General features: G+C 68.3%; 23 protein-coding genes. 5 read left to right on the forward strand and 18 right to left on the reverse strand.

The window, feature by feature from the left end:
- Positions 1–3: 3 nt before the first annotated feature.
- Positions 4–1236: a flavin-dependent oxidoreductase gene (locus tag JJ685_RS02245; RefSeq protein WP_201673666.1), complete on the reverse strand. Its 1233-nt coding sequence runs from the start codon at positions 1234–1236 to the stop codon at positions 4–6.
- A complete protein-coding gene (locus JJ685_RS02250; protein WP_201672541.1) occupies positions 1236–2201 on the reverse strand; it encodes a Bug family tripartite tricarboxylate transporter substrate binding protein in 966 nt (321 codons plus the stop codon). Before JJ685_RS02250 ends, JJ685_RS02245 begins: the two co-directional genes overlap by 1 nt.
- 93 nt (positions 2202–2294) lie before the next feature.
- On the opposite strand from JJ685_RS02250, the gene JJ685_RS02255 reads away from it, so the two are divergent.
- Both JJ685_RS02255 and JJ685_RS02260 read left to right on the forward strand, forming a co-directional pair.
- Positions 2295–2801, forward strand: coding sequence for a MarR family transcriptional regulator (locus JJ685_RS02255; RefSeq protein WP_330901691.1), 507 nt, complete (start codon positions 2295–2297; stop codon positions 2799–2801).
- A gap of 23 nt (positions 2802–2824) precedes the next feature.
- Complete coding sequence (locus tag JJ685_RS02260) at positions 2825–3808, forward strand: Bug family tripartite tricarboxylate transporter substrate binding protein (RefSeq protein WP_201672543.1); 984 nt, start codon at positions 2825–2827, stop codon at positions 3806–3808.
- A 143-nt stretch (positions 3809–3951) separates the two neighbouring features.
- Here JJ685_RS02260 and moaE read toward each other — a convergent pair whose 3' ends face one another.
- The 8 genes from moaE to JJ685_RS02300 are packed head-to-tail and all read right to left on the reverse strand — an operon-like array spanning position 3952 to position 11499.
- A complete protein-coding gene (gene moaE / locus JJ685_RS02265) occupies positions 3952–4425 on the reverse strand; it encodes a molybdopterin synthase catalytic subunit MoaE (protein WP_201672544.1) in 474 nt (157 codons plus the stop codon).
- 7 nt (positions 4426–4432) lie between these two features.
- Positions 4433–4684 carry a molybdopterin converting factor subunit 1 gene (gene moaD, locus JJ685_RS02270; protein ID WP_201672545.1) on the reverse strand — a complete coding sequence of 84 codons (252 nt, stop codon included), beginning with the start codon at positions 4682–4684 and terminating at the stop codon, positions 4433–4435.
- Complete coding sequence (locus JJ685_RS02275) at positions 4681–5910, reverse strand: molybdopterin molybdotransferase MoeA (RefSeq protein ID WP_201672546.1); 1230 nt, start codon at positions 5908–5910, stop codon at positions 4681–4683. Before JJ685_RS02275 ends, moaD begins: the two co-directional genes overlap by 4 nt.
- Positions 5907–6440, reverse strand: a complete 534-nt coding sequence (gene mobB / locus JJ685_RS02280) for a molybdopterin-guanine dinucleotide biosynthesis protein B (protein WP_201672547.1) — start codon at positions 6438–6440, stop codon at positions 5907–5909. The genes JJ685_RS02275 and mobB overlap by 4 nt, the downstream gene beginning before the upstream one ends.
- Positions 6437–7846, reverse strand: coding sequence for a threonine synthase (gene thrC / locus JJ685_RS02285; protein WP_201673667.1), 1410 nt, complete (start codon positions 7844–7846; stop codon positions 6437–6439). The genes mobB and thrC overlap by 4 nt, the downstream gene beginning before the upstream one ends.
- A 29-nt stretch (positions 7847–7875) precedes the next feature.
- Entirely contained in the window at positions 7876–9198 is a 1323-nt protein-coding gene (locus JJ685_RS02290; RefSeq protein ID WP_201672548.1) for a homoserine dehydrogenase, read from the reverse strand.
- Complete coding sequence (locus tag JJ685_RS02295) at positions 9195–10256, reverse strand: DUF1176 domain-containing protein (RefSeq protein WP_201672549.1); 1062 nt, start codon at positions 10254–10256, stop codon at positions 9195–9197. Before JJ685_RS02295 ends, JJ685_RS02290 begins: the two co-directional genes overlap by 4 nt.
- A 16-nt stretch (positions 10257–10272) precedes the next feature.
- Entirely contained in the window at positions 10273–11499 is a 1227-nt protein-coding gene (locus tag JJ685_RS02300; RefSeq protein WP_201672550.1) for a pyridoxal phosphate-dependent aminotransferase, read from the reverse strand.
- A 102-nt stretch (positions 11500–11601) separates the two neighbouring features.
- Here JJ685_RS02300 and JJ685_RS02305 point away from each other — a divergent pair, with 102 nt between their 5' ends.
- The 3 genes from JJ685_RS02305 (at position 11602) to JJ685_RS02315 (ending at position 14468) form a co-directional block, all read left to right on the forward strand.
- Positions 11602–11976 carry an Mth938-like domain-containing protein gene (locus JJ685_RS02305; RefSeq protein ID WP_201673668.1) on the forward strand — a complete coding sequence of 125 codons (375 nt, stop codon included), beginning with the start codon at positions 11602–11604 and terminating at the stop codon, positions 11974–11976.
- 111 nt (positions 11977–12087) lie between these two features.
- Positions 12088–12564 carry a peroxiredoxin gene (locus tag JJ685_RS02310; RefSeq protein WP_201672551.1) on the forward strand — a complete coding sequence of 159 codons (477 nt, stop codon included), beginning with the start codon at positions 12088–12090 and terminating at the stop codon, positions 12562–12564.
- Positions 12565–12779: 215 nt separating this feature from the next.
- Positions 12780–14468: a PhoH family protein gene (locus tag JJ685_RS02315; protein WP_201672552.1), complete on the forward strand. Its 1689-nt coding sequence runs from the start codon at positions 12780–12782 to the stop codon at positions 14466–14468.
- Between the two features lie 117 nt (positions 14469–14585).
- Here JJ685_RS02315 and JJ685_RS02320 read toward each other — a convergent pair whose 3' ends face one another.
- The 8 genes from JJ685_RS02320 to JJ685_RS02355 form a co-directional block, all read right to left on the reverse strand.
- Positions 14586–15005, reverse strand: coding sequence for a hypothetical protein (locus JJ685_RS02320; RefSeq protein WP_201672553.1), 420 nt, complete (start codon positions 15003–15005; stop codon positions 14586–14588).
- 81 nt (positions 15006–15086) lie between these two features.
- A complete protein-coding gene (gene dnaB, locus JJ685_RS02325) occupies positions 15087–16502 on the reverse strand; it encodes a replicative DNA helicase (protein ID WP_201672554.1) in 1416 nt (471 codons plus the stop codon).
- Between the two features lie 277 nt (positions 16503–16779).
- Entirely contained in the window at positions 16780–17232 is a 453-nt protein-coding gene (gene rplI, locus JJ685_RS02330) for a 50S ribosomal protein L9 (RefSeq protein ID WP_201672555.1), read from the reverse strand.
- A 10-nt stretch (positions 17233–17242) separates the two neighbouring features.
- The gene (gene rpsR / locus JJ685_RS02335; protein ID WP_201672556.1) at positions 17243–17524 is read right to left on the reverse strand and encodes a 30S ribosomal protein S18; all 282 of its coding nucleotides are present in this window, start codon (positions 17522–17524) and stop codon (positions 17243–17245) included.
- Between the two features lie 56 nt (positions 17525–17580).
- Positions 17581–17868, reverse strand: coding sequence for a primosomal replication protein N (gene priB / locus JJ685_RS02340; protein WP_201672557.1), 288 nt, complete (start codon positions 17866–17868; stop codon positions 17581–17583).
- 22 nt (positions 17869–17890) lie between these two features.
- Complete coding sequence (gene rpsF, locus JJ685_RS02345) at positions 17891–18256, reverse strand: 30S ribosomal protein S6 (protein ID WP_201672558.1); 366 nt, start codon at positions 18254–18256, stop codon at positions 17891–17893.
- Positions 18257–18389: 133 nt separating this feature from the next.
- The gene (locus JJ685_RS02350; protein WP_201672559.1) at positions 18390–18839 is read right to left on the reverse strand and encodes a hypothetical protein; all 450 of its coding nucleotides are present in this window, start codon (positions 18837–18839) and stop codon (positions 18390–18392) included.
- Positions 18840–18921: 82 nt separating this feature from the next.
- The gene (locus JJ685_RS02355) at positions 18922–20622 is read right to left on the reverse strand and encodes an MFS transporter (RefSeq protein ID WP_201672560.1); all 1701 of its coding nucleotides are present in this window, start codon (positions 20620–20622) and stop codon (positions 18922–18924) included.
- Between the last annotated feature and the right edge of the window lie 6 nt (positions 20623–20628).

Here is a 20628-nt window from a genome sequence, read left to right on the forward strand (position 1 = left end):
GCTTCAGCTCTCGCAGCGTTCCAGCGCGAAGCCGGCGACCTTCTTGTACTCGTCGGAGATGCGCCTGAACTCCTCCACGGGGACCAGGTCGTCGATGGTTCCCGGGAAGGGCCGGCCGCCACTCGCCTGGTCGGCCATCATGATGATGAAGTCCGGTGGCACCGTGCGGTTGGTCTCCACCACCTTCGCCGTGGCCGGCAGGCGCACCGCCTCGTACTCGTTCAGCGCCTGCGTCGGATCCCCGCCCCGCGCCAGCAGGTCGGCCAGGGTGCGGGCGTCGACCAGCCCCTGGGCGCATCCGTTGGAGCCGCGCGGGTACATCGGGTGCGCCGCGTCGCCGAGGAAGGTCACGCGCCCGAAGGTCCAGCGCGGCACCGGGTCCTTGTCGACCATCGGGTACTCGAGGACCTGGCGCGAGTGGAAGATCAGGTCCGGCACGTCGAGCCAGTCGAAGCTCCAGTCCTGGAAGAAGGACAGGAAGTCCTCGAAGCGCCCCGGCTTGTTCCAGTCGTTCATGCCCGCGTCGGCCTGCCGGACCTCGGCGACCCAGTTGATCAACTGGCTGCCGTGGCCGTCGATGTTGTCGACGATCGGGTAGATCACCATCTTGCCGGTATCGATCGAGCCGATGCGCAGGTAGGTCTTGCCACCGAGGATCGGCTTGTGCACCGTGACCCCGCGCCAGGTGTTGATGCCGCCGAAGGCGGGCTTCTCGTCCGGGTAGAACTGGCGCCGCACGGTGGAATTGACGCCGTCGCAGGCGATCACGACATCGGCCTGCACGGAGGGCTGCGGGTTGCCGCGCACGTTGACGAAGTCGAGGGTGACCTGCTGCGCGTCCTGCTGCAGCCCGGTGCAGCGGTGGTCCAGGTGGATGCACGAGGCGCCAAGGCGCTGCAGCGCCGCCTCGAGCATGGCGCCGTGCAGCTTGCCGCGGTGCATGCCCAGTTCGGGCACCGCGTAACCCGCGTGGCGGCCGCGCGGCTCGCGGTAGATGAACTGCCCCCAGCGGTTGAAGAACACGCTCTCGAGGTTCTCGATGCCCAGGGACTCCAGGCGCGGCTGCAGCCCCAGGGCCGCGAGTTCGCGCATGGCATGCGGCAGCAGCGTGATGCCGACGCCGAGCTCCTTCACTTCGGGGGCGGCTTCGTACACGTCGCACGCGATGCCCCGCTGCTGCAGGCCCAGGGCGAGCGCCAGCCCGCCGATGCCCCCTCCGACGATCGCGATCCGCATCATTCGGCCTTGATGTTGGCGGTCCGCACCACGCCGGCCCAGCGGTCGGCGTCGCGCGTCACGAGCCGGCGGAATTCCTCCGGCGAACTCCACGCGGGGTCCATGCCCTGCGTCTGGAAGGCGGTGCGGACCTCCGGGGTGGCCAGGATGTCCTTCAGCTCGCGATTGAGCTTCGCCACGTCGTCGGCCGGCGTGCCGGGCGGCGCGAAGATGCCGTACCACATGTCGACGTTGACCTTGCCGGCATGGGCCTCGGCCAGGGTCGGCAGGTCGGGCAGCAGGGGATGGCGTTTGTCGCTGCCGATCCCCAGAGCCACCAGCTTGCCGGACTTGACGTGCGGCAGCGCGACGTGGATCGGCAGGAACATGGCGTCGACCTGCCCGCCGAGCAGGTCGGTCACGGCCTGCGAGGTGCCGCGGTAGGGAATGTGGGTCAGGAACACGCCGGCGGTCTGCTTGAACAGCTCCATCGACATGTGGTGGGGCGTGCCGACGCCGGGGCTGGCGTAGTTCAGCCGGCCCGGCCGGGCCTTGGCGGCGGCGACCAGGTCGGGCGCGCTCTTGAAGCCGGCGGAGGGCGGCGCCACCAGGATCAGCTGGCCCCAGCTGGTGAGCGACACGGGTACCAGGTCCTTCACCGGGTCGAAGGCCAGGTGCGTGTAGAGGCTGCGGTTCATGACCAGCGTGTTCACGCTCACCAGCAGGGTGTTGCCGTCGGCGGGCGCGCGCACCACCGCCTCGGTGCCGATGTTGCCGGAGGCGCCGGTGCGGTTCTCGACCACGACCGGGCGGCCCAGGCGCTGCGACAGGCGCGGACCCACGGTGCGCGCGACGATGTCGATGCCGGTGCCGGCGGTGAACGGGACGATCAGCTTGAGCGGGGCACCGCCCTGGGGTGCCTGCGCCATGGCAGGCAAGCTCGAGAGCGCCAGCACGGCCAGCATGGTGCGGAGCAGGGTTTTCATTGCATTTCGGGATTGCAGGTTGGCATGCTAACGGTTACAGCGAGACTCCCGCCGACCGTCAGTATCCAGCATCCTCCAACCGAAAAATTAGCAGTGTCCGGATCGAACCGCAATCCCGTCCAGCTGGCCCGGCTGTATGCCCGGCCAGGTTTCCTGCTCCGGCGCGCCCACCAGATCTCGGCGGCCATGTTCGAGGACGCCTGCCGCGACCTGGAACTGACGCCGGCGCAGTTCGGCGTGCTCACGGTGCTGCAGGCGCACCCGGGCCTGGGGCAGTCGAGCCTGGCGCGGGCGCTCGGCTTCGACAAGGTCACGGTGCTGCGGGTGCTGCGCGGGCTGGAGGGGCGCGGGCTGGTGCGGCGCGACCCGGCCGAGGACAACCGCCGCAACCTCTCGGTGACGCTGACGCGCGAGGGCGCCGGGCTCCTGCAACGGGCCCAGAAGCCGGCCGAGAAAGCCTACCGCCGGCTCATGGCGCCGCTGAACCGCGAGCAGCAGGAGCAGCTGCTGCAACTGCTACAGCTGATGACCGGGGAGCTGCAGGACGAGGCCCGCGCCGCCTTCGTTCCGCCCGCGCCAGCGTCGCGTCAGGCGGCGTAAGCCCGACCGTTTATCCTCGGCGGATGACCGCCCTGCCCGCCCGCTTTTCCCCGCTGCGCCGCCTGCTGGTGGCCGGCCTCGTCACCCTCGCCGCCGGCGTCGCGCAGGCGCAATCCGCCGCGCCGGTGCGCATCCTGGTCGGCTTCCCGCCGGGAGGCGGCACGGACGCGATCGCCCGCGCGCTGGCCGAGAAGCTGAAGGACCAGCTCGGCGTGCCGGTGGTGGTCGACAACCGCGCCGGCGCCGGCGGCCAGATCGCCGCCCAGGCGCTGAAGGCCTCGGCGCCCGACGGCCATACGTTGTTCCTGAGCCACGATCATTCGATTTCCATCCTGCCCCTGGTGACGAAGAGCCCGGGCTTCGACCCCGCGGTGGACTTCGTCCCGGTGGCGGGCTTCGCCAGCTTCGCCAATGCGCTGGCGCTGTCCAGCGGCACTCCCGCGAAGTCGGTGCCCGAGTACGTGCGCTACGTGCAGCAGCAGGGCGGCCGGGACAGCATCGGCATTCCCGCGCCCTCGTCCATTCCCGAATTCCTGGTCGGCATGCTGGCCAGCAAGTACAAGCTGGACCTGCAGGCCGCGCCCTACCGCGGCAGCGCGCCGATGATGGGCGACATGCTGGGCAACCAGATCAAGGCCGGCGTCGCCTCCATCCCCGACTTCATCGAGAACCACAAGGCCGGCAAGCTGCGCATCGTGGCGGTCATCGGCGACAAGCGCCAGCCCATCCTGCCCGACGTGCCGACCTTCAAGGAACTGGGCATCGCCGGCCTGGAGGAACTGCCCTACTACGGCCTGTTCGCGCCCGCCGGCACCCCGCACGAGGTGCTGGACCGCCTGAACCAGGCGCTGGCCAAGGTGATCGCGATGCCCGACGTCCGCGAGCACCTGACGGCCATGGGCCTGACGGTGGCCTACCAGCCGCAGGCCCTGTTCGCCAACCGGGTGAAGGGCTACACCCAGACCTGGGAGCGCATCATCAAGGCGAGCGGATTCCAGGCGAAGTAGCGCGGCGCGGACGAGAGGGAAAACCAGACAGCCGAACGCAGAGGGCGCAAAGGACTCGCGGAGGACGCAGAAGAATACCTTTCAAAGGATTCTTCTGCGTCTTTTGCGCTTCTTTGCGTCCTCTGCGTTCGGCTGTTCGGTTTTTAACCGTTCCTGCTCGCGATGCCCCAGCGCTGCAGCGCCTCGTCGTCGGCCACGCGGGCGTCCACCCAGCGCTCGCCTTCGGGCGTGCTTTCCTTCTTCCAGAAGGGCGCCTGCGTCTTCAGGTAGTCCATCAGGAATTCGCAGGCCTGGAAGCTCTGGCCGCGGTGCGCGGAGGTGACGACCACCAGGACGATCTGGTCCTGCACCTTCAGCGGCCCCACCCGGTGGATCACGCGGGTGGCGCGGATGTCGAAGCGGCGGAACGCCTCGTCGATCATCTGCTCGATCGCCTTCTCCGTCATGCCCGGGTAGTGCTCCAGCTCCATGGCGCTGACGCTCGCGCCCTCGCTGCGGTCGCGGACGGTGCCGATGAAGCTGCACACCGCGCCGACGCCGGGATCGTCGCGGCGCAAGGCCGCGATCTCCGCGGCGACGTCGAAGTCTTCGGCCTGGATCGAGACGCGCGCTGCCATGTCGGACTCAGCCGCCGGTCACGGGCGGGAAGAAGGCGACCTCGCAGCCCTCGCGCAGCGGCGTCGCCTCGTCGCTCATCACCTGGTCCAGCGCCATGCGGACCGCCTTGCCGCGCGCCAGCGCGGTGGCGTAGGGCCCGCCGCGCGCGATCAGCTCGTCGCGCAATGCGCCCAGCGTCTCGCTGCGGGTCTGCACCGCCTCGCTGCCCTGCCCCACCGCCTCGCGGATGGAGGCGAAGTACCGGATCCTGAGGTTCATGCCAGCAGCTCCGCCAGCGGCAGGAATCGGACCGGGTCCCCCCGCGCGATCGTCTGGCCGGCCGGCACGTCGATCAGGCCGTCGGCCCAGACCGTGGAAGTCAGCACGCCCGAACTCTGGTTCGGGAACAGCTCCAGCCGCCCCTGCGCGTCGCGGCGCGCCCGCAGGAACTCGCGCCGCTTGTCGGGGCGTGGCCAGTCGAAGTGCGCGGGCAGTTGCACGGCCACCGGCGCGAGCTGCGTGGCGCCCTGCAGCTTCAGCAGGAAGGGCCGCACCAGCAGCAGGAAGGTCACGAAGCTGGAGACCGGATTCCCGGGCAGCCCGATGAAGTGCGCCTCGCCCACCTTGCCGTACGCGAAGGGCTTGCCCGGCTTCATGGCGATCTGCCACAGGTCGAGGGAGCCCAGCTGCTGCACCGCGGGCTTGATGTGGTCTTCCTCCCCCACCGACACGCCGCCGCTGGTGAGGATCAGGTCGTTGTCGCGCGCCGCCGCGCGCAGCGCCGCGACGGTTGCCTCGCGCTGGTCCGGCACGATGCCGAGGTCGCGCACCTCGCAGCCCAGGCGCAGCAGCAGGCTGCGCAGGAAGAAGCGGTTGGAGTTGTAGATCGCGCCGGGCTTCATCGCCTCCGGCGCGACCTGGCCCGGCATCACGAGCTCGTCGCCAGTCGAGAGCAGCGCGACGCGGGGCCGGCGCGCGACCTGCAGGTGCTCGCGCCCGATGCTGGCGGCCAGGCCCTGGGCGGCGGGGCCCAGCCGCTCGCCGCGCGCCAGCACCGTGCTGCCGCGCGTGATGTCCTCGCCGCTGCGGCGGATCCACTGGCCGGCCTCCGGGACCTTCAGCAGGCGGACGCGGCCGTCGTCCAGCGCCTGCGTGTCCTCCTGCATCACGATCGCGTCGGCGCCCGCCGGCACCGGCGCGCCGGTGAAGATGCGCGCCACCGTGCCGGGCTGCAGCGGCTGCGGCGCGGCGCCCGCGGGGATGCGCTGGCTTACCGGCAGCGGCACGCCTTCATCGGCGATCTCGGCGCGGCGCACGGCATAGCCGTCCATGGAGCTGTTGTCCTGCGGCGGCACCTGCAACGCGGACACGAGGTCCTCGGCCAGCACGCGCCCGTCGGCCTCGAAGGTGGGCACGGTCTCGGTGCCGGCAAGCGGCAGCGCCTGCTCCAGCAAGGCGGCCAGCGCATCGTCGAGCGGCCGCAGCGCAGGACGGGGAGCGTTCATGCGTACTTCTCCGGGTCGTAGTCGAACCGGTCCCCATTCTCGACCAGCCACTGGGCGATCGCATCCGGGTCGTTCAGGTCCAGCACCGGCCGCAGGGTGGCCTGCGGCAGCCGCTCGGCCGAGTCGGTGGCGACCGCCACGATGAAATCGTCGTCCGGATAGCGCGCCTGCTTGCCGGCGGCGGCACGCCAGACCTCGATCTTCAGCAGGTTGCTTTCCTTGAAGCCCTCCACCAGCACCCAGTCGACGCCGTCCCACAGCTCGGCCAGCAGGTGGTGCACCGTCAGCGCGGCAGGCTGCTCGAATTCGCGCATCAGCGCCAGGCGGCGGTCGGACGCCACCACCACCTCGAAGGCACCGGCCTCGCGGTGCCGGTGGGTGTCCTTGCCGGGATGGTCGATGTCGAACTTGTGGTGCGCGTGCTTCACCACCGAGACGCGCAGCCCGCGCAGCTTCAGGACAGGGATGAGGCGCTCGACGAGGTGGGTCTTGCCGGAGCCCGAATAGCCTGCGAACCCGACGACTTTCATGCGCAATGGGCGGCGATGAACTGCTTGACGCGCGCCGCATCGGCCGGCAGCACGGTCACGCGCCGCGGCAGGTCTTCGATGCCGGTGAACCGGGCCGGGCGGTCCGGTTCGCGCCCCAGCGCCTCGACGATGGTGGCGGCGAACTTGATCGGCAGCGCCGTCTCCAGCACGATCATGGGCGTGCCGGCCTGCACGTGGGCCCGCGCCACCTTCAGGCCGTCGGCCGTGTGGGTGTCGATCATGGTGCCGAAGCGCTGCCAGGTGTCGCGGATGGTGGCGAGCCGGTCCGCGTGCGTGCTGCGGCCCGAGACGAAGCCGTACTGCTCGCGCGCGGCCAGCGCCTCGTGCGAGAGGTCGAAGCGGCCCTTGGCCGGCAGTTCCTCGCCGAACAGGTAGCGCACGCGGGCGGCGTCGCGCCCCACCAGGTCGAACACGAAGCGCTCGAAGTTGCTCGCCTTGGAGATGTCCATCGACGGGCTGGAGGTCTCGTACGTGTCCTGGCTGCCGCGCACCCGGTAGACGCCGGTGCGGAAGAACTCGTCCAGCACGTCGTTCTCGTTGGTCGCCAGCACCAGGCGCTCGACCGGCAGCCCCATCATGCGGGCGACGTGGCCGGCGCAGATGTTGCCGAAGTTGCCGGAAGGCACCGCGAAGCAGACCTTCTGGCCTTCGGCCGTGGTGGCCTGGAAGTAGCCGGCGAAGTAGTACACAACCTGGGCCACGAGGCGGGCCCAGTTGATGGAGTTGACCGTGCCGATGCGGTACCTGCGCTTGAACTCGAGGTCGTTGGACACGGCCTTGACGATGTCCTGGCAGTCGTCGAACACGCCCTCGACCGCGAGGTTGTGGATGTTGGCATCCTGCAGGCTGAACATCTGCGCCTGCTGGAAAGGGCTCATGCGCCCGTTGGGCGAGGTCATGAAGACGCGCACGCCCTTCTTGCCGCGCATGGCGTACTCGGCGGCACTGCCGGTGTCGCCGGAGGTTGCGCCGAGGATGTTGAGCTGCTCGCCGCGACGGCCCAGTTCGTACTCGAACAGGTTGCCCAGGAGCTGCATCGCCATGTCCTTGAAGGCGAGCGTCGGGCCGTTGGACAGCGCTTCCAGGCACACGCCCTCTTCCAGCGGCTTCAGCGGGACGATCGCGCGCGTGCCGAAGACTTCCTCGGTGTAGGTCTTGCGGCAGATCGCGCGCAGGTCCGGGGCCGGGATGTCGTCGATGTAGAGCGACAGGATCTCGAAGGCGAGCTCGGCGTACGGCAGGCCGCGCCAGCGCGCCAGCGTGGCGGCGTCGACCTTCGGGTACGTCTCGGGCAGGTACAGCCCGCCATCGGGCGCCAGGCCCTCCAGCAGGATCTCGCAGAAGTGCTTGCGGTCGGGGTGGCCGCGGGTGGAGAGGTAGAGCATGTTCAATGGGCCGTCCACGGATCTGCAGATCAGGCCAGTTCTTCCTTCCGGATCCGCACGATCGGCGCCAGCACGGTCGCCAGGCCCTGCATCTGCGCGATCACCTCGTTCATCGTGCCTTCGCGCACGCTGTGCGTCAGCAGGATCAGGTCGGTCTGGGTCGAGCCGGCGCCGCCGATGGCGGCGGCCTCGCGCTGCAGCAACGCGTCGATGCTGATGCCGGCATTGGCCATCAGGCTCGCCACCTTGGCGAGCACGCCGGCCTGGTCGGCCACCCGCAGGCGCAGGTAGTAGCTGGTCACCACCTCGCTCATGGGCAGGATGGGCGCGTCGCTCATCTGGTCGGGCTGGAAGGCCAGGTGCGGCACGCGGTGCGCCGTATCCACGGTGTGCAGGCGCGTGACGTCCACCAGGTCGGCGATCACCGCGCTGGCGGTCGGCTCGCTGCCGGCGCCCTTGCCGTAGTAGAGGGTCGTGCCGACGGCGTCGCCCTGCACCACCACCGCGTTCATCGCGCCTTCCACGTTGGCGATCAGGCGCTTGCAGGGCACCAGCGTCGGGTGCACGCGCAGCTCGATGCCCTTGTCCGTTCGCTTGGTGATGCCCAGCAGCTTGATGCGGTAGCCGAGGTGCTCGGCGTATTCGATGTCGGTCGACGAGAGCTTGGTGATGCCTTCGACATAGGCCTTGTCGAACTGCACCGGCACGCCGAAGGCGATCGCGCTCATGATGGTCGCCTTGTGCGCGGCGTCCACGCCCTCGATGTCGAAGGTGGGGTCGGCCTCGGCGTAGCCCAGGCGCTGGGCTTCCTTCAGCACGTGGTCGAAGTCCAGGCCCTTGTCCCGCATCTCCGACAGGATGAAGTTCGTGGTGCCGTTGATGATCCCCGCGATCCACTGGATCGTGTTGGCCGTGAGGCCCTCGCGCAGCGCCTTGATGATCGGGATGCCCCCGGCCACGGCCGCCTCGAAGGCCACCATCACGCCCTTGCGGTGGGCCGCGGCGAAGATCTCGGTGCCGTGCACCGCCAGCAGCGCCTTGTTGGCGGTGACCACGTGCTTGCCGGCCTCGATCGCCTCCATCATCAGCGCCCGAGCGATGCCGTAGCCGCCGATCAGTTCCACGACGATATCGATGTCGGGGTTGGCGATGATCTCGCGGGCATCCTTCACCACCTTCGCGGTGCCGCCGGTGACGGCCTCGGCGCGGGCGGTGTCGAGGTCCGCCACCATCGTGATCTCGATGCGGCGACCGGCCCGGCGCTGGATCTCTTCCTGGTTGCGACGCAGCACGTTGAACACGCCGCTGCCCACGGTGCCTATGCCCAGCAGGCCGACTTGGATCGGTTTCACTTTCTCTTTTCCTCTGTTGTCCTCGTGCCCGCCGGCGGCACGACTTCGCTGACCAGGGTGGGCAGCGACCAGGCCCCGCCGGCGGCCACCATCCGGCACTTGCCGGTGGTGGACTCCTCGGTGGGGACGAAGCGGGCTCCGTCCCACACCCATTCCTTCGTGCTCAGGCAGTCGCCCAGCCCCCGCCCTTTCTGCACGGTGAGCAGGCGGCCGGCCTGCGGCTCGAAATCGGTGACGTCGTAGCTGACGACCTGGGGCCGGTATGGCGCCTTGTCGCCCGCGATCCAGTAGCCGAAGCCCGCGTTGTAGGCGGCCAGCCAGCAGCGCGCGGACACCAGCACCTTGCCCGGCGCGAGCCGCCAGATCGACGGGGCCTCGCTCGGCTCCTTCAGGTCCGGGCATTCGTCCGGCGCGCGCTTGAGGCTGCGCAGCACGGCCAGGGCCAGGGCCTGCGGTGGCGCGGCCCCATCGGCCGGCACGGCGACGGCGCGCACGACCGGCTTGGCCAACGCGGGCCGCACGCCCTCTTCGCCCGCGTTTCCCTTGCGGACGATGGCGCCGGCGGTGCCCACGCGCCCCTGCGCTTCGTCCATGCGCAGCAGCACGGCGGCCGCGCCCTCGCCCGAGAGCTTCCAGCGGTCCCCTCCGGCCACGAACGCGATCTCGCTGGTGCGCTGCAGCGCCTGCAGGAGCGCCCGCACCTGGTCCGCGCCCAGGTCACCGGTGGCGTCGTCCCGGCCCAGGCCGATGCGGCCCACCGGGCGGGCGTCGATGGTGAGCGTCACCTGCGCCGGCACCGCCGGATTCGCACCCTGCACGTCGTAGTTGCCCAGCGTCACCTTGCCCGCGACGGGCTGGTTGGGGCCGGCCGCGCGCGTGAACAGCACCGACACCGCGGGCTCGGCCCCGTCGCGCTGGTAGCCCGCGGCCCGGCAGGTGCGCGTGTTGTCGCACGCCAGCTCCCAGTCCTTGTGCTCGAAGCGCACGGACGCCCCCTCGGCCGCCGCGGCGGAGCCTGACAGGAGCGCGAACGCCAGCGCGGGGAGCAGGCTCTTCATGGGCTGGTGGGCAGCGTCAGGCGCTGTGCCGTTTGCGGTAGCCGTCCAGGAAACGCGCGATGCGGCCCACGGCCTCGCGCAGGTCGTCCTCGTGCGGCAGGAACACGATCCGGAAGTGGTCCGGGTTGTGCCAGTTGAAGCCGGTGCCCTGCACCAGCATCACGCGCGTGGCCTGCAGCAGCTCCAGGAAGAACTGGCGGTCGTCCTGGATCGGGTACATCTTCGGGTCCAGGCGCGGGAACATGTAAAGGGCGGCCTGCGGCTTCACGCAGGTGACGCCCGGGATGGCGGTGATCAGCTCGTACGCCAGGTCACGCTGGCGGCGCAGGCGCCCCCCGGGGCCGACCAGCTCGTTGATGCTCTGGTAGCCGCCCAAGGCCGTCTGGATCGCCCACTGCCCCGGCACGTTGGCGCACAGGCGCATGTTCGAGAGCATCGTCAGCCCCTCGATGTAGTCGGCGGCCGCCTTCTTGTCGCCGGAGACCACCATCCAGCCGGCGCGGTAGCCGCAGGAGCGGTAGCTCTTGGACAGCGAGTTGAAGGTGAGCGTCAGCACGTCTTCGGACAGGCTGCCGATCGCGGTGTGCTTCGCGCCCTCGTACAGCACCTTGTCGTAGACCTCGTCGGCCAGGATCACCAGGCCGTGCTGGCGCGCGATGGCGACGATCTCGCGCAGCAGTTCGTCGGAATAGAGGGCGCCGGTGGGGTTGTTCGGGTTGATCACCACGATGCCCTTGGTGGCCGGGGTGATCTTGCGGCGGATGTCCTCGGGATCGGGCATCCAGCCATTGGCCTCGTCGCACAGGTAGTGCACGGGCGTGCCGCCGGCGAGCGCCGTGCAGGCGGTCCACAGCGGGTAGTCCGGCGAGGGAATGAGCAGCTCGTCGCCCTCGTTCAGCAGCGCGTTGGTGGCGGTCGTGATCAGCTCGCTGGCGCCGTTGCCCAGGTAGATGTCGTCCAGCGTGACGCCCTTGATCCCCTGCTGCTGGGTGTAGTGCATCACCGCCTTGCGGGCGGCGAAGATGCCCTTGCTGTCCGAGTAGCCCGCCGAGTTCGGCAGGTTGCGGATCATGTCCTGCTGGATTTCCTCGGGCGCGTCGAAGCCGAACGGGGCCAGGTTGCCGATGTTCAGCTTGATGATCTTGTGGCCCTCTTCCTCCAGCTGGCGGGCGGCATCCATGATCGGGCCACGGATGTCGTACAGCACGTTGGCGAGCTTGGCGGATTTCTGGACGGTCTTCAAAGGCCCTCCCGGGGGCGATGGGGCGAGGTGAAACCTATAATTTGAACATAAACCGGCAAGGGTTCCCCGACAGCAGGCCCTGCCTTGCACGCCACTCGCACCTTGAAACTCCAGCCCGATCGCTCCGACGCGCAGACCATCAGCGGCTACGGCCCCGGCTGGGTCGCCGTCGGCACGGAAAAAATCACGCACAACGTCGTCATCGCCTCGAGCGGCGAGCGCATCCGCTGGGCCGAAGGCTACGACGCCCTGGGCCCGGCGGATTTCGAGGTGCTCGCGAACCTGCAGGTGGAGGTGGTGATCTTCGGCAGCGGCGCGCGCCTCCGCTTCCCCCGGCCCGCCTGGCTGGCGCCGCTGGCCGAAAAGCGTATCGGCATCGAGACCATGGACACTGCTGCCGCGTGCCGGACCTACAACATCCTCGCCCAGGAAGGGCGCGAGGTCGCGGTGGCCCTGCTGCTGGCCCCGGCCCCGTGACCCTTCATCAGCGGCGCAAAGCCGTTTGACGGTAAAATCTCGGGCTGCGGCGGGCCTGCGCGAAGCCCTGCCGCTCGCGCGCGGAACCTGTCACACCAGAACCACACACCTATGGCGATCGTTGTCAACAAACCCCTTCCAGAATTCGAGGCGAACGCCACGGGCGGCATCAAGGTCACGAACGGCTCGCATGTGGGCCAGATCCTGGTGCTGTACTTCTACCCCAAGGACAACACGCCCGGCTGCACCACCGAGGCCATGCAGTTCCGCGACAAGTACAAGGATTTCGTGAAGGCCGGCGCCGTGGTGTTCGGGGTCTCGCGCGACAACATGAAGTCGCACGACGAGTTCAAGGCCAAGCTGGAGCTGCCCTTCGAGCTGATCGCCGACACCGAGGAAAAGATGTGCCACATGTTCGGCGTGGTGAAGAACAAGATCATGTACGGCAAGAAGGTGAAGGGCATCGAGCGCAGCACCTTCCTGGTCGGCGCCGACGGCATCCTGAAGCAGGAATGGCGCGGCCTGAAGGTCCCCGGCCACGTGGACGAGGTGCTGAAGGCGGTCAAGCTCTTGAAGAAGGCGGCCTAAGGTCCGCGGCGTCGCCTCCGACGCTACTGTCGGGCTTGACGTGCGGATGCAACAGGCAACGCTCTGACATTGTTGCGTCACGGGCGATGTGCATAATGAATTCATGCCGTTGACCCGGACGCGAAGCGTCATCACCGACAGACCCGAAAAAGCCGCCCGGCCCGCCCGGCGGCTTTTTTGTTTCCCGAGTACCTCATCCGGAAGCCGTACCCCTTATGCCTCTGCCTCCCGCACCGACCAAGCGCGCCGCCATGCTCCCGCCGGAAGCCTTCGATGCCCCGGCCCGTTCCTCGCACAAGGCGACGCGAAAAACGGAGGCGCCCGCGGCGGATGAGGCCCTGGCCGAGCGGCCGCAGGTCCAGGACGATTTCGACGCGCGTGCCTTCGGCGGCGACGCCTCTTCCGGCTACGACGTCGAGGCCGAAGTGCTGCTCGACGAGCCGCAACCGGCCCGCGGCCGCAAGAAGGACGTGACCGTCCCGGCGGCCCAGCCGAAGAAGAAGAAGGAAGCCGGGCCCAAGAAGATGTTCGTGCTGGACACCAACGTCCTGATGCACGACCCGATGAGCCTGTTCCGCTTCGACGAGCACGACATCTTCCTCCCGATGGTCGTGCTGGAGGAACTGGACGGGCACAAGAAGGGCACGACCGAAGTCGCCCGCAACGCCCGCCAGGCGAGCCGCTCGCTGGACGCGCTGGCCGGCACCCAGGGCGCCGACATCGCCCACGGCCTGCGCCTGGACACCACCGGCCACAAGGAAGCGGGCGGCAGCCTGTTCTTCCAGACCATGCCGCTGTCTCCCTCCGGGCTGCCCATGGGGCTGCCGCCCGGCAAGGCCGACAACCAGATCCTGAGCGTGGTGCAGGCCCTGCAGGAGAAGCACGCGCCGATGCAGGTGGCGCTGGTGTCCAAGGACATCAACATGCGCGTCAAGGCGCGCGCGCTGGGGCTGGTCACCGAGGACTACAAGAACGACAAGACGCTGGACGACCTGGACCTGATGTACTCGGGTTCGCTGGCGCTGCCCGGTGACTTCTGGGCCAAGCACGGCAAGACGGTGGAGAGCTGGCAGTCCGGCCAGCACACCTTCTACCGGATCACCGGCCCCGTCGTGCCGGCCCTGTTCATCAACCAGTTCGTGTACTTCGAGTCGCCCGGCGAGCCGAGCCTCTACGCCCGGGTGATCGAGATCCGCGGCAAGACCGCGGTGCTGAAGACGCTGAAGGACTACGGCCACCTGAAGAACGCCGTGTGGGGCGTGACCACCCGCAACCGCGAGCAGAACTTCGCGATGAACCTGCTGATGGACCCGGAGGTGGACTTCGTCACCCTCTCCGGCACGGCGGGCACGGGCAAGACGCTGATGGCGCTGGCCGCGGGCCTGACGCAGGTGCTGGACGAGCGCCGCTACACCGAGATCATCATGACCCGCGCCACGGTGAGCGTGGGCGAGGACATCGGCTTCCTCCCCGGCACCGAGGAGGAGAAGATGGGCCCCTGGATGGGCGCGCTGGACGACAACCTCGAGGTGCTGGGCAAGACGGACGGCGGCGCCGGCGAATGGGGCCGCGCGGCCACCAACGAGTTGATCCGCTCCAAGATCAAGATCAAGAGCATGAACTTCATGCGCGGGCGCACCTTCCTGAACAAGTACGTGATCATCGACGAGGCGCAGAACCTCACGCCCAAGCAGATGAAGACGCTGATCACGCGCGCCGGCCCGGGCTCGAAGATCATCTGCATGGGCAACCTGGCGCAGATCGACACGCCCTACCTCACGGAAGGCTCCTCGGGCCTGACCTTCGCGGTGGACAAGTTCAAGGGCTGGCCCCACAGCGGGCACATCACGCTGGCGCGCGGCGAGCGCTCGCGGCTGGCGGATTTCGCGAGCGAGGTGCTGTAACGTCGCCCTGCGCTCTCACCGTCTCCCCCGCGCGGGCGGGGGTCCGGAGAAAGGGGCGCGATCGCGCCCCTTTTTCAATGCCCTGGATTCCCGCCTGCGCGGGAATGACGCATCCCGTCAGCGGGTCATCGACCGCGACGTCGGGAACCGATAAGCCTCCGGCCGCTGCTGCGGCTTTTGCGCCGATGGCGCGTCGCAAGGCGGGCAGTTGCTGATGCCGCGGCCGAACGGGGTGTAGCGCAACACCTTCGACAGCCCTTGGCGGCCTGTCGCCGCCCGCGCGACCATCGCGCTCGCTGCAAGGCCTCCGGCCGTGCGGACGGCCCAGTTGCGGTGCCTGCGCGTAACCTGCCACACCGCGATCCCCAGCGCCAGCACCAGCCAGTGCTCGCCGGGGAAGCCCTTGCGCTTCTCGTCGGCAGCCTTGATCTTTTCGAGCGTGGAATCTTCCTCCCGGATCTCGGGGGGGATCTGCTCCGCCGCCATGGGCGGGCTGGCCTCGGCCAGGATCGGGGTCAGGTCGGTCTGCTGGTCCATGCTCGTCTCCGGAGGGTGTGGCAACGAGCATCGCGCCGGGACCCGCCGCGGCGCGTAGGAAAGCAGCGTGGAACGCTCGCCTTAAAAATCCTCTCCGCCGCCGCTGGCCAGGTTCTCGAACTTGGTCAGCTGCTTCAGGAAGGCGAGCTTCACGGTGCCCGTGGGGCCATTCCGCTGCTTGCTGATGATCACCTCCGAGACGCCCGGCTCCTTGGAGTCCTTGTTGTAGTAGTCGTCGCGGTAGATGAACATGATGACGTCGGCGTCCTGCTCGATGGCGCCGGATTCGCGCAGGTCCGACATCATCGGGCGCTTGTCGGTGCGCTGCTCCACCGCGCGCGACAGCTGCGACAGCGCGATCAGCGGGCAGCCGAGCTCCTTGGCCAGCATCTTCAGGCCGCGCGAGATCTCGCCCACGGCCGTGGCGCGGTTCTCGTCGCTCATGCCGCCGGACACGCTCATCAGCTGCAGGTAGTCGACCACGATCAGACCCAGCTTGCCGCCGCACTGCCGCGCCAGCCGGCGGGCGTTGGCGCGCAGTTCGCTGACCGTCAGGCCCGGGGTTTCGTCGATGTGCAGCGAGATGTTGCGCAGCTTCTCGATCGCCTCCGTCAGGCGCGGCCATTCGTCGTCGGTGAGCTTGCCGGTGCGCAGGTGGCCCTGGTCGATGCGGCCGATGGAACCCACGATACGCACGGCCAGCTGGTTGGCGCCCATTTCCATGGAGAACACCGCCACCGGCAGGCCCTCGTTGAGCGCCACGTGCTCGGCGATGTTGATCGCCAGCGAGGTCTTGCCCATGGAGGGGCGCGCCGCCAGGATGATCAGGTCGCCGGCCTGCATGCCGGAGGTCATGCGGTCGAAATCGTAGAAGCCGGTGGGCACGCCCGTGATGTCGTTCGGGTTGTCCGCCATCTCCTGGACCCGGTCCAGCAGCGTCACGACGAGGCCTTCCATGCTCTGGAAGCCCTGCTTGGAGCGCGAGCCTTCCTCGCCGATGTGGAAGATCTTCTGCTCCGCCTCGTCGAGGATCTTCTCCACCGGCTTGCCCTGGGGATTGAAGGCGGCGGTGGCGATCTCGTCGCTGGCCGAGACCAGCTTGCGTAGGATCGAGCGCTCGCGCACGATCTCGGCGTAGCGGCGGATGTTGGCCGCGCTCGGCACGTACTGCGCGAGCGAGTTCAGGTAGGGCAGCCCGCCGATCTCCTCCGCCTTGCCGAGGCCCTGCAGTTCCTCGAACACGGTGATGACGTCGGCCGGCTTGTTGCCGTTGATCAGCTTGCCGGTGGCCGTGAAGATCAGCTTGTGCTCGTGGCGATAGAAATCGTTCTCGGAAAGCAGGTCACCCACGCGGTCCCAGGCGCCGTTGTCCAGGAGCAGGCCGCCCAGGACGCTCGACTCCGCCTCGATCGAATGGGGCGGAATGCGCAGCTGCGCCACCTGCCGGTCGCGCTCGCGCGGGAAGTCGTCTTCGACGGGACTCAGAACAGCGGACATCGATCACTCTCTCCTCGTGCGATTGTCCCGCCGGACCTGTAAGGATGTCCAGTGATAACTCTGGGGGCTTGCTGTGGACAACGCGCGCGAGGCTGTGGAGCGCGGGGACTGTCGAAACCGCCGAAAACCAACTTCCGGACGCAGAGGACGCAAAAGAAACCTTAAAGGTTCTTCTTTTGCGTCCTCTGCGTACCCTTCGCGTCCTCTGCGTCCGGAAGTTGGGTGTTGAAAGAAAAAAAGCCGCCCGAAGGCGGCTTTCGCGGGGGGGCAGGGACTCTTACGCCGTCTCGCCGTAGACCGTCACGTTGATGTCGACGACCACGTCCGTGTGCAGGGCCACGGAGACCTGGCTGTCGCCCACGGTCTTGATCGGGCCGTTGGGCAGGCGCACCTGCGCCTTCGCCACCGGGAAGCCCATCTTGGTGAGTTCCTCGGCGATGTCGAAGTTAGTGACCGAGCCGAACAGGCGGCCGTCCACGCCGGCCTTCTGGGTCAGCTTGACGGTCTGGCCGGACAGCTTCTCGCCGGTCGCCTGTGCGTCGGTCAGCTTGGCGGCGGCCTGCTTCTCCAGTTCGACGCGCTTGGCTTCGAATTCGGCCTTGTTCGCTTCGGTGGCGCGGCGGGCGCGGCCCTGCGGGATCAGGAAGTTGCGGGCGTAGCCGTCACGCACCTTCACGATCTCGCCCAGGTTGCCCAGGTTGACGACTTTGTCGAGCAGGATGACTTGCATGTTGGCTACCTCAGATGCGGTGCTGGTCGGAGTACGGCAGCAGCGCCAGGAAGCGTGCGCGCTTGATGGCGGTGTTGAGCTGGCGCTGGTAGATCGCGCGGGTGCCCGTCAGGCGCGCCGGGATGATCTTGCCGTTCTCGGAGACGAAATCGCGCAGCGTGTCGATGTCCTTGTAGTCGATCTCTTCGACGCCGGCGACGGTGAAGCGGCAGAAACGCTTGCGCTTGAACAGCAGCGACTGGGTGTTGCGCTTCGGACGCTTGTCCTTGTTGAACTTCTTGAACGTGGCCATGAATGGCTCCTCTCAATTTGTCGGGGACAGGGCTGAAGACCTGTCCCGCGAAGCTACTAGATTTGCTCGAATGACTGGATATGCAGGACCGGGTGCTTCCCGCCGCGGAAGGCGGCCAGGAAGCCCGTGAACCGGAATCCGCTGCCGACCGCCTGCCTGGCAAGCGTCTCGGCGTGCGCCCCGAAGGCCACCGCGCGGACTTCCACCTTCACCTGCCGCTTGAGCCCGGCCTCCATGGCTTCGGACTCGTGCGCGAGCAGCAGGTCGAGGGCGGGCAATCCGGCGGGGGTGTAGCGCAGGGCCTTGGCCTCCGCGATACGGGCGCTCAGGATCGTCTGGTTCACACCCGGCGAGTCGCCGCCGAATTTACGACTGGAACTCCGCCTGCTGCGCCTTGCGGGCTTCCTCGCGCTCCACCGTCTTCATCATGGAGGACGGGCCGGTGTCGGCCTTCTTCTTCACGACGGTCAGGTGGCGCAGCACGGCGTCGTTGAAGCGGAACGCGTGCTCCAGTTCGCCCATCACGGCCTGGTCGGCCTCGATGTTGATGCACAGGAAGTGTGCCTTGGCGAGCTTGTTGATCTGGTAGGCCAGCTGGCGGCGGCCCCAGTCTTCGACACGATGCACCTTGCCATTGCCGGCGGTGATCATGCCCTTGTAGCGCTCCAGCATGGCCGGAACCTGTTCGCTCTGATCCGGGTGGATCAGCAGCACGATTTCATAGTGACGCATAGGACTCCTTGCGGACTCGCCGCGTGGTACGCGGCGTTGAGGGTCTGGCCGCCTCCGGCGTCGACTCGGAGTGCGGCAAGGGGAAAAGCCCATGATTATAGCCCGGATGGCTCCGGGCTGCCCGGCCGCTGCCTCAGCGCATGCGGAGGGCGGATTCCAGGCGGGCGAACTTGACCGGGCCGACGGCCTCCAGCAGCTGCGGCGCCAGGGCGTCCAGTTCGGCGAGGGTGCCCGCGGCCTCGACGGCGAGCGCGAGCTGGATGTCCTTGCGGCCCAGTTGGGCGGCCAGCTCGGTGGCGATGCCGTAGGCGCGCACGTACTGGTCCCAGCCGGCGCAGCTGGAATCGGTGAAGTCGGGTTCCGAGGCCGACACCGGGCGGCGCGGCAGCAATTGTTCGGCGACCAGGCCCAGTTCCACCAGCCGGTCGATGTCGGCGCGCGTGGTGCCGCCCGCGACGGTCAGGACCTCTTCGACGCTGCGCTGGCCGTCGATCAGGATCAGGGCCGCGCGCTGGCGGGGCGACAGGCCGCTGCGCCGGTCCTTCAAGGATCGGAGCCCCTCGTCCGTCTTGGCCATCGTCATTGCAAACCCTGGTGAACTCGCCGCGCCGCGCACAGAAAAGCCCGCGCGGGGCGGGCTTTCCTGGCGCCACGAAGGCTACAGCTTAATCGCGGGCGTAGATGTCCACGTCCTTGGTTTCCCGGATGAACAGCATGCCGATGACGAACGTCATGGCCGCGACGACGACCGGGTACCACAGGCCATAGAAGATGTCGCCCGTCGCCGCCACCATCGCGAAGGCCGTGGTCGGCAACAGGCCGCCGAACCAGCCGTTGCCGATGTGGTACGGCAGGCTCATGGAGGTGTAGCGGATCCGCGTCGGGAACAGTTCCACCAGCATGGCGGCGATCGGGCCGTACACCATGGTCACCAGGATGACCAGGAAGACCAGGATGGCCAGCACGGTGCCGGTCTGCATCTTGTCCTTGGCCGCCGGCGTGGTGAGGCCGGCCGCCTTGGAGGTGTCGCCGACCTGCTTCTTGAAGTCGGCCAGGGACTTGGCCGATTCGGCGGAGAAGCCGTGGCGCTCGGCGTTGAGGGTGAGCGTCGGTGCGGTCATCACCTTGCCGCCGATGCTGATGGTGGCGGGCGTGCCGGCGGGGGCGGCAACGTTCTCGTACGGGATGTAGGCCTGCGTCAGGGCGCGCTTGGCGACGTCGCACGAGGACGTGAAGTCGATCTCGCGGGCGATCGGGCTGCCCTGGAACGAGCACTGCTTCGGATCGGCGGTGATGGTCACCTTGGTGGCCTGCTGCGCGGCCACCAGGGCCGGGTTGGCAGCCTTCAGCAGCATCGGGAACACCGTGAAGTAGGTGAGCGCGGCGATCAGGCAGCCCGCCATGATGATCGGCTTGCGGCCGATCTTGTCGGACAGGGCGCCGAACACGATGAAGAAAGGCGTGCCGACGATCAGCGAGGCGGCGATCAGCAGGTTGGCCGTGGTGACGTCCACCTTGGCGATCGTGGTCATGAAGAACAGGGCGTAGAACTGGCCCGTGTACCAGACCACGGCCTGGCCGGCGGTGAGGCCCAGCAGCGCCAGGATCACGACCTTCAGGTTACGCCACTGGCCGAAGGATTCCGTCAGCGGCGCCTTGGAGGTCTTGCCTTCGGACTTCATCTTCTGGAAGGCCGGCGACTCGTTGAGGCTCAGCCGGATCCAGACGGAGATCGCCAGCAGCACGATGGAGACCAGGAACGGGATGCGCCAGCCCCACTCGGCCCAGGCCTTCGGGTCCATGCCCTCGCGCACGCCCAGGATCACCAGCAGGGACATGAACAGGCCCAGCGTGGCGGTGGTCTGGATCCACGAGGTGTAGGCGCCGCGCCTGCCGTGCGGGGCATGCTCCGCGACGTAGGTGGCCGCGCCGCCGTACTCGCCGCCCAGCGCCAGGCCCTGCAGCAGGCGCAGGGCGATCAGGATCACCGGGGCGGCGATGCCGATCGACTTGTAGCCGGGCAGCAGGCCGACGATGAAGGTCGACGCGCCCATGATCAGGATCGTGACCAGGAAGGTGTACTTGCGGCCGATCATGTCGCCGAGGCGGCCGAACACGATCGCGCCGAAGGGCCGCACCAGGAAGCCGGCGGCGAAGGCCAGCAGCGCGAAGATGTAGGCCGAGGTGGGATCGAGGCCGGAGAAGAACTGGGCGCCGATGATGGCGGCCAGCGAGCCGTAGAGGTAGAAGTCGTACCACTCGAACACGGTGCCGAGCGACGAGGCGAAGATGACCTTCTTCTCCTCGCGCGTCATCGGCGCGGATGCGGCGCTTCCCAATGCAGCGCCCGTTGAGGCTATTGCCATGATGTC

The sequence above is a fragment of the Ramlibacter monticola genome (genome assembly GCF_016722785.1).
GTDB lineage: Bacteria > Pseudomonadota > Gammaproteobacteria > Burkholderiales > Burkholderiaceae_C > Ramlibacter > Ramlibacter monticola.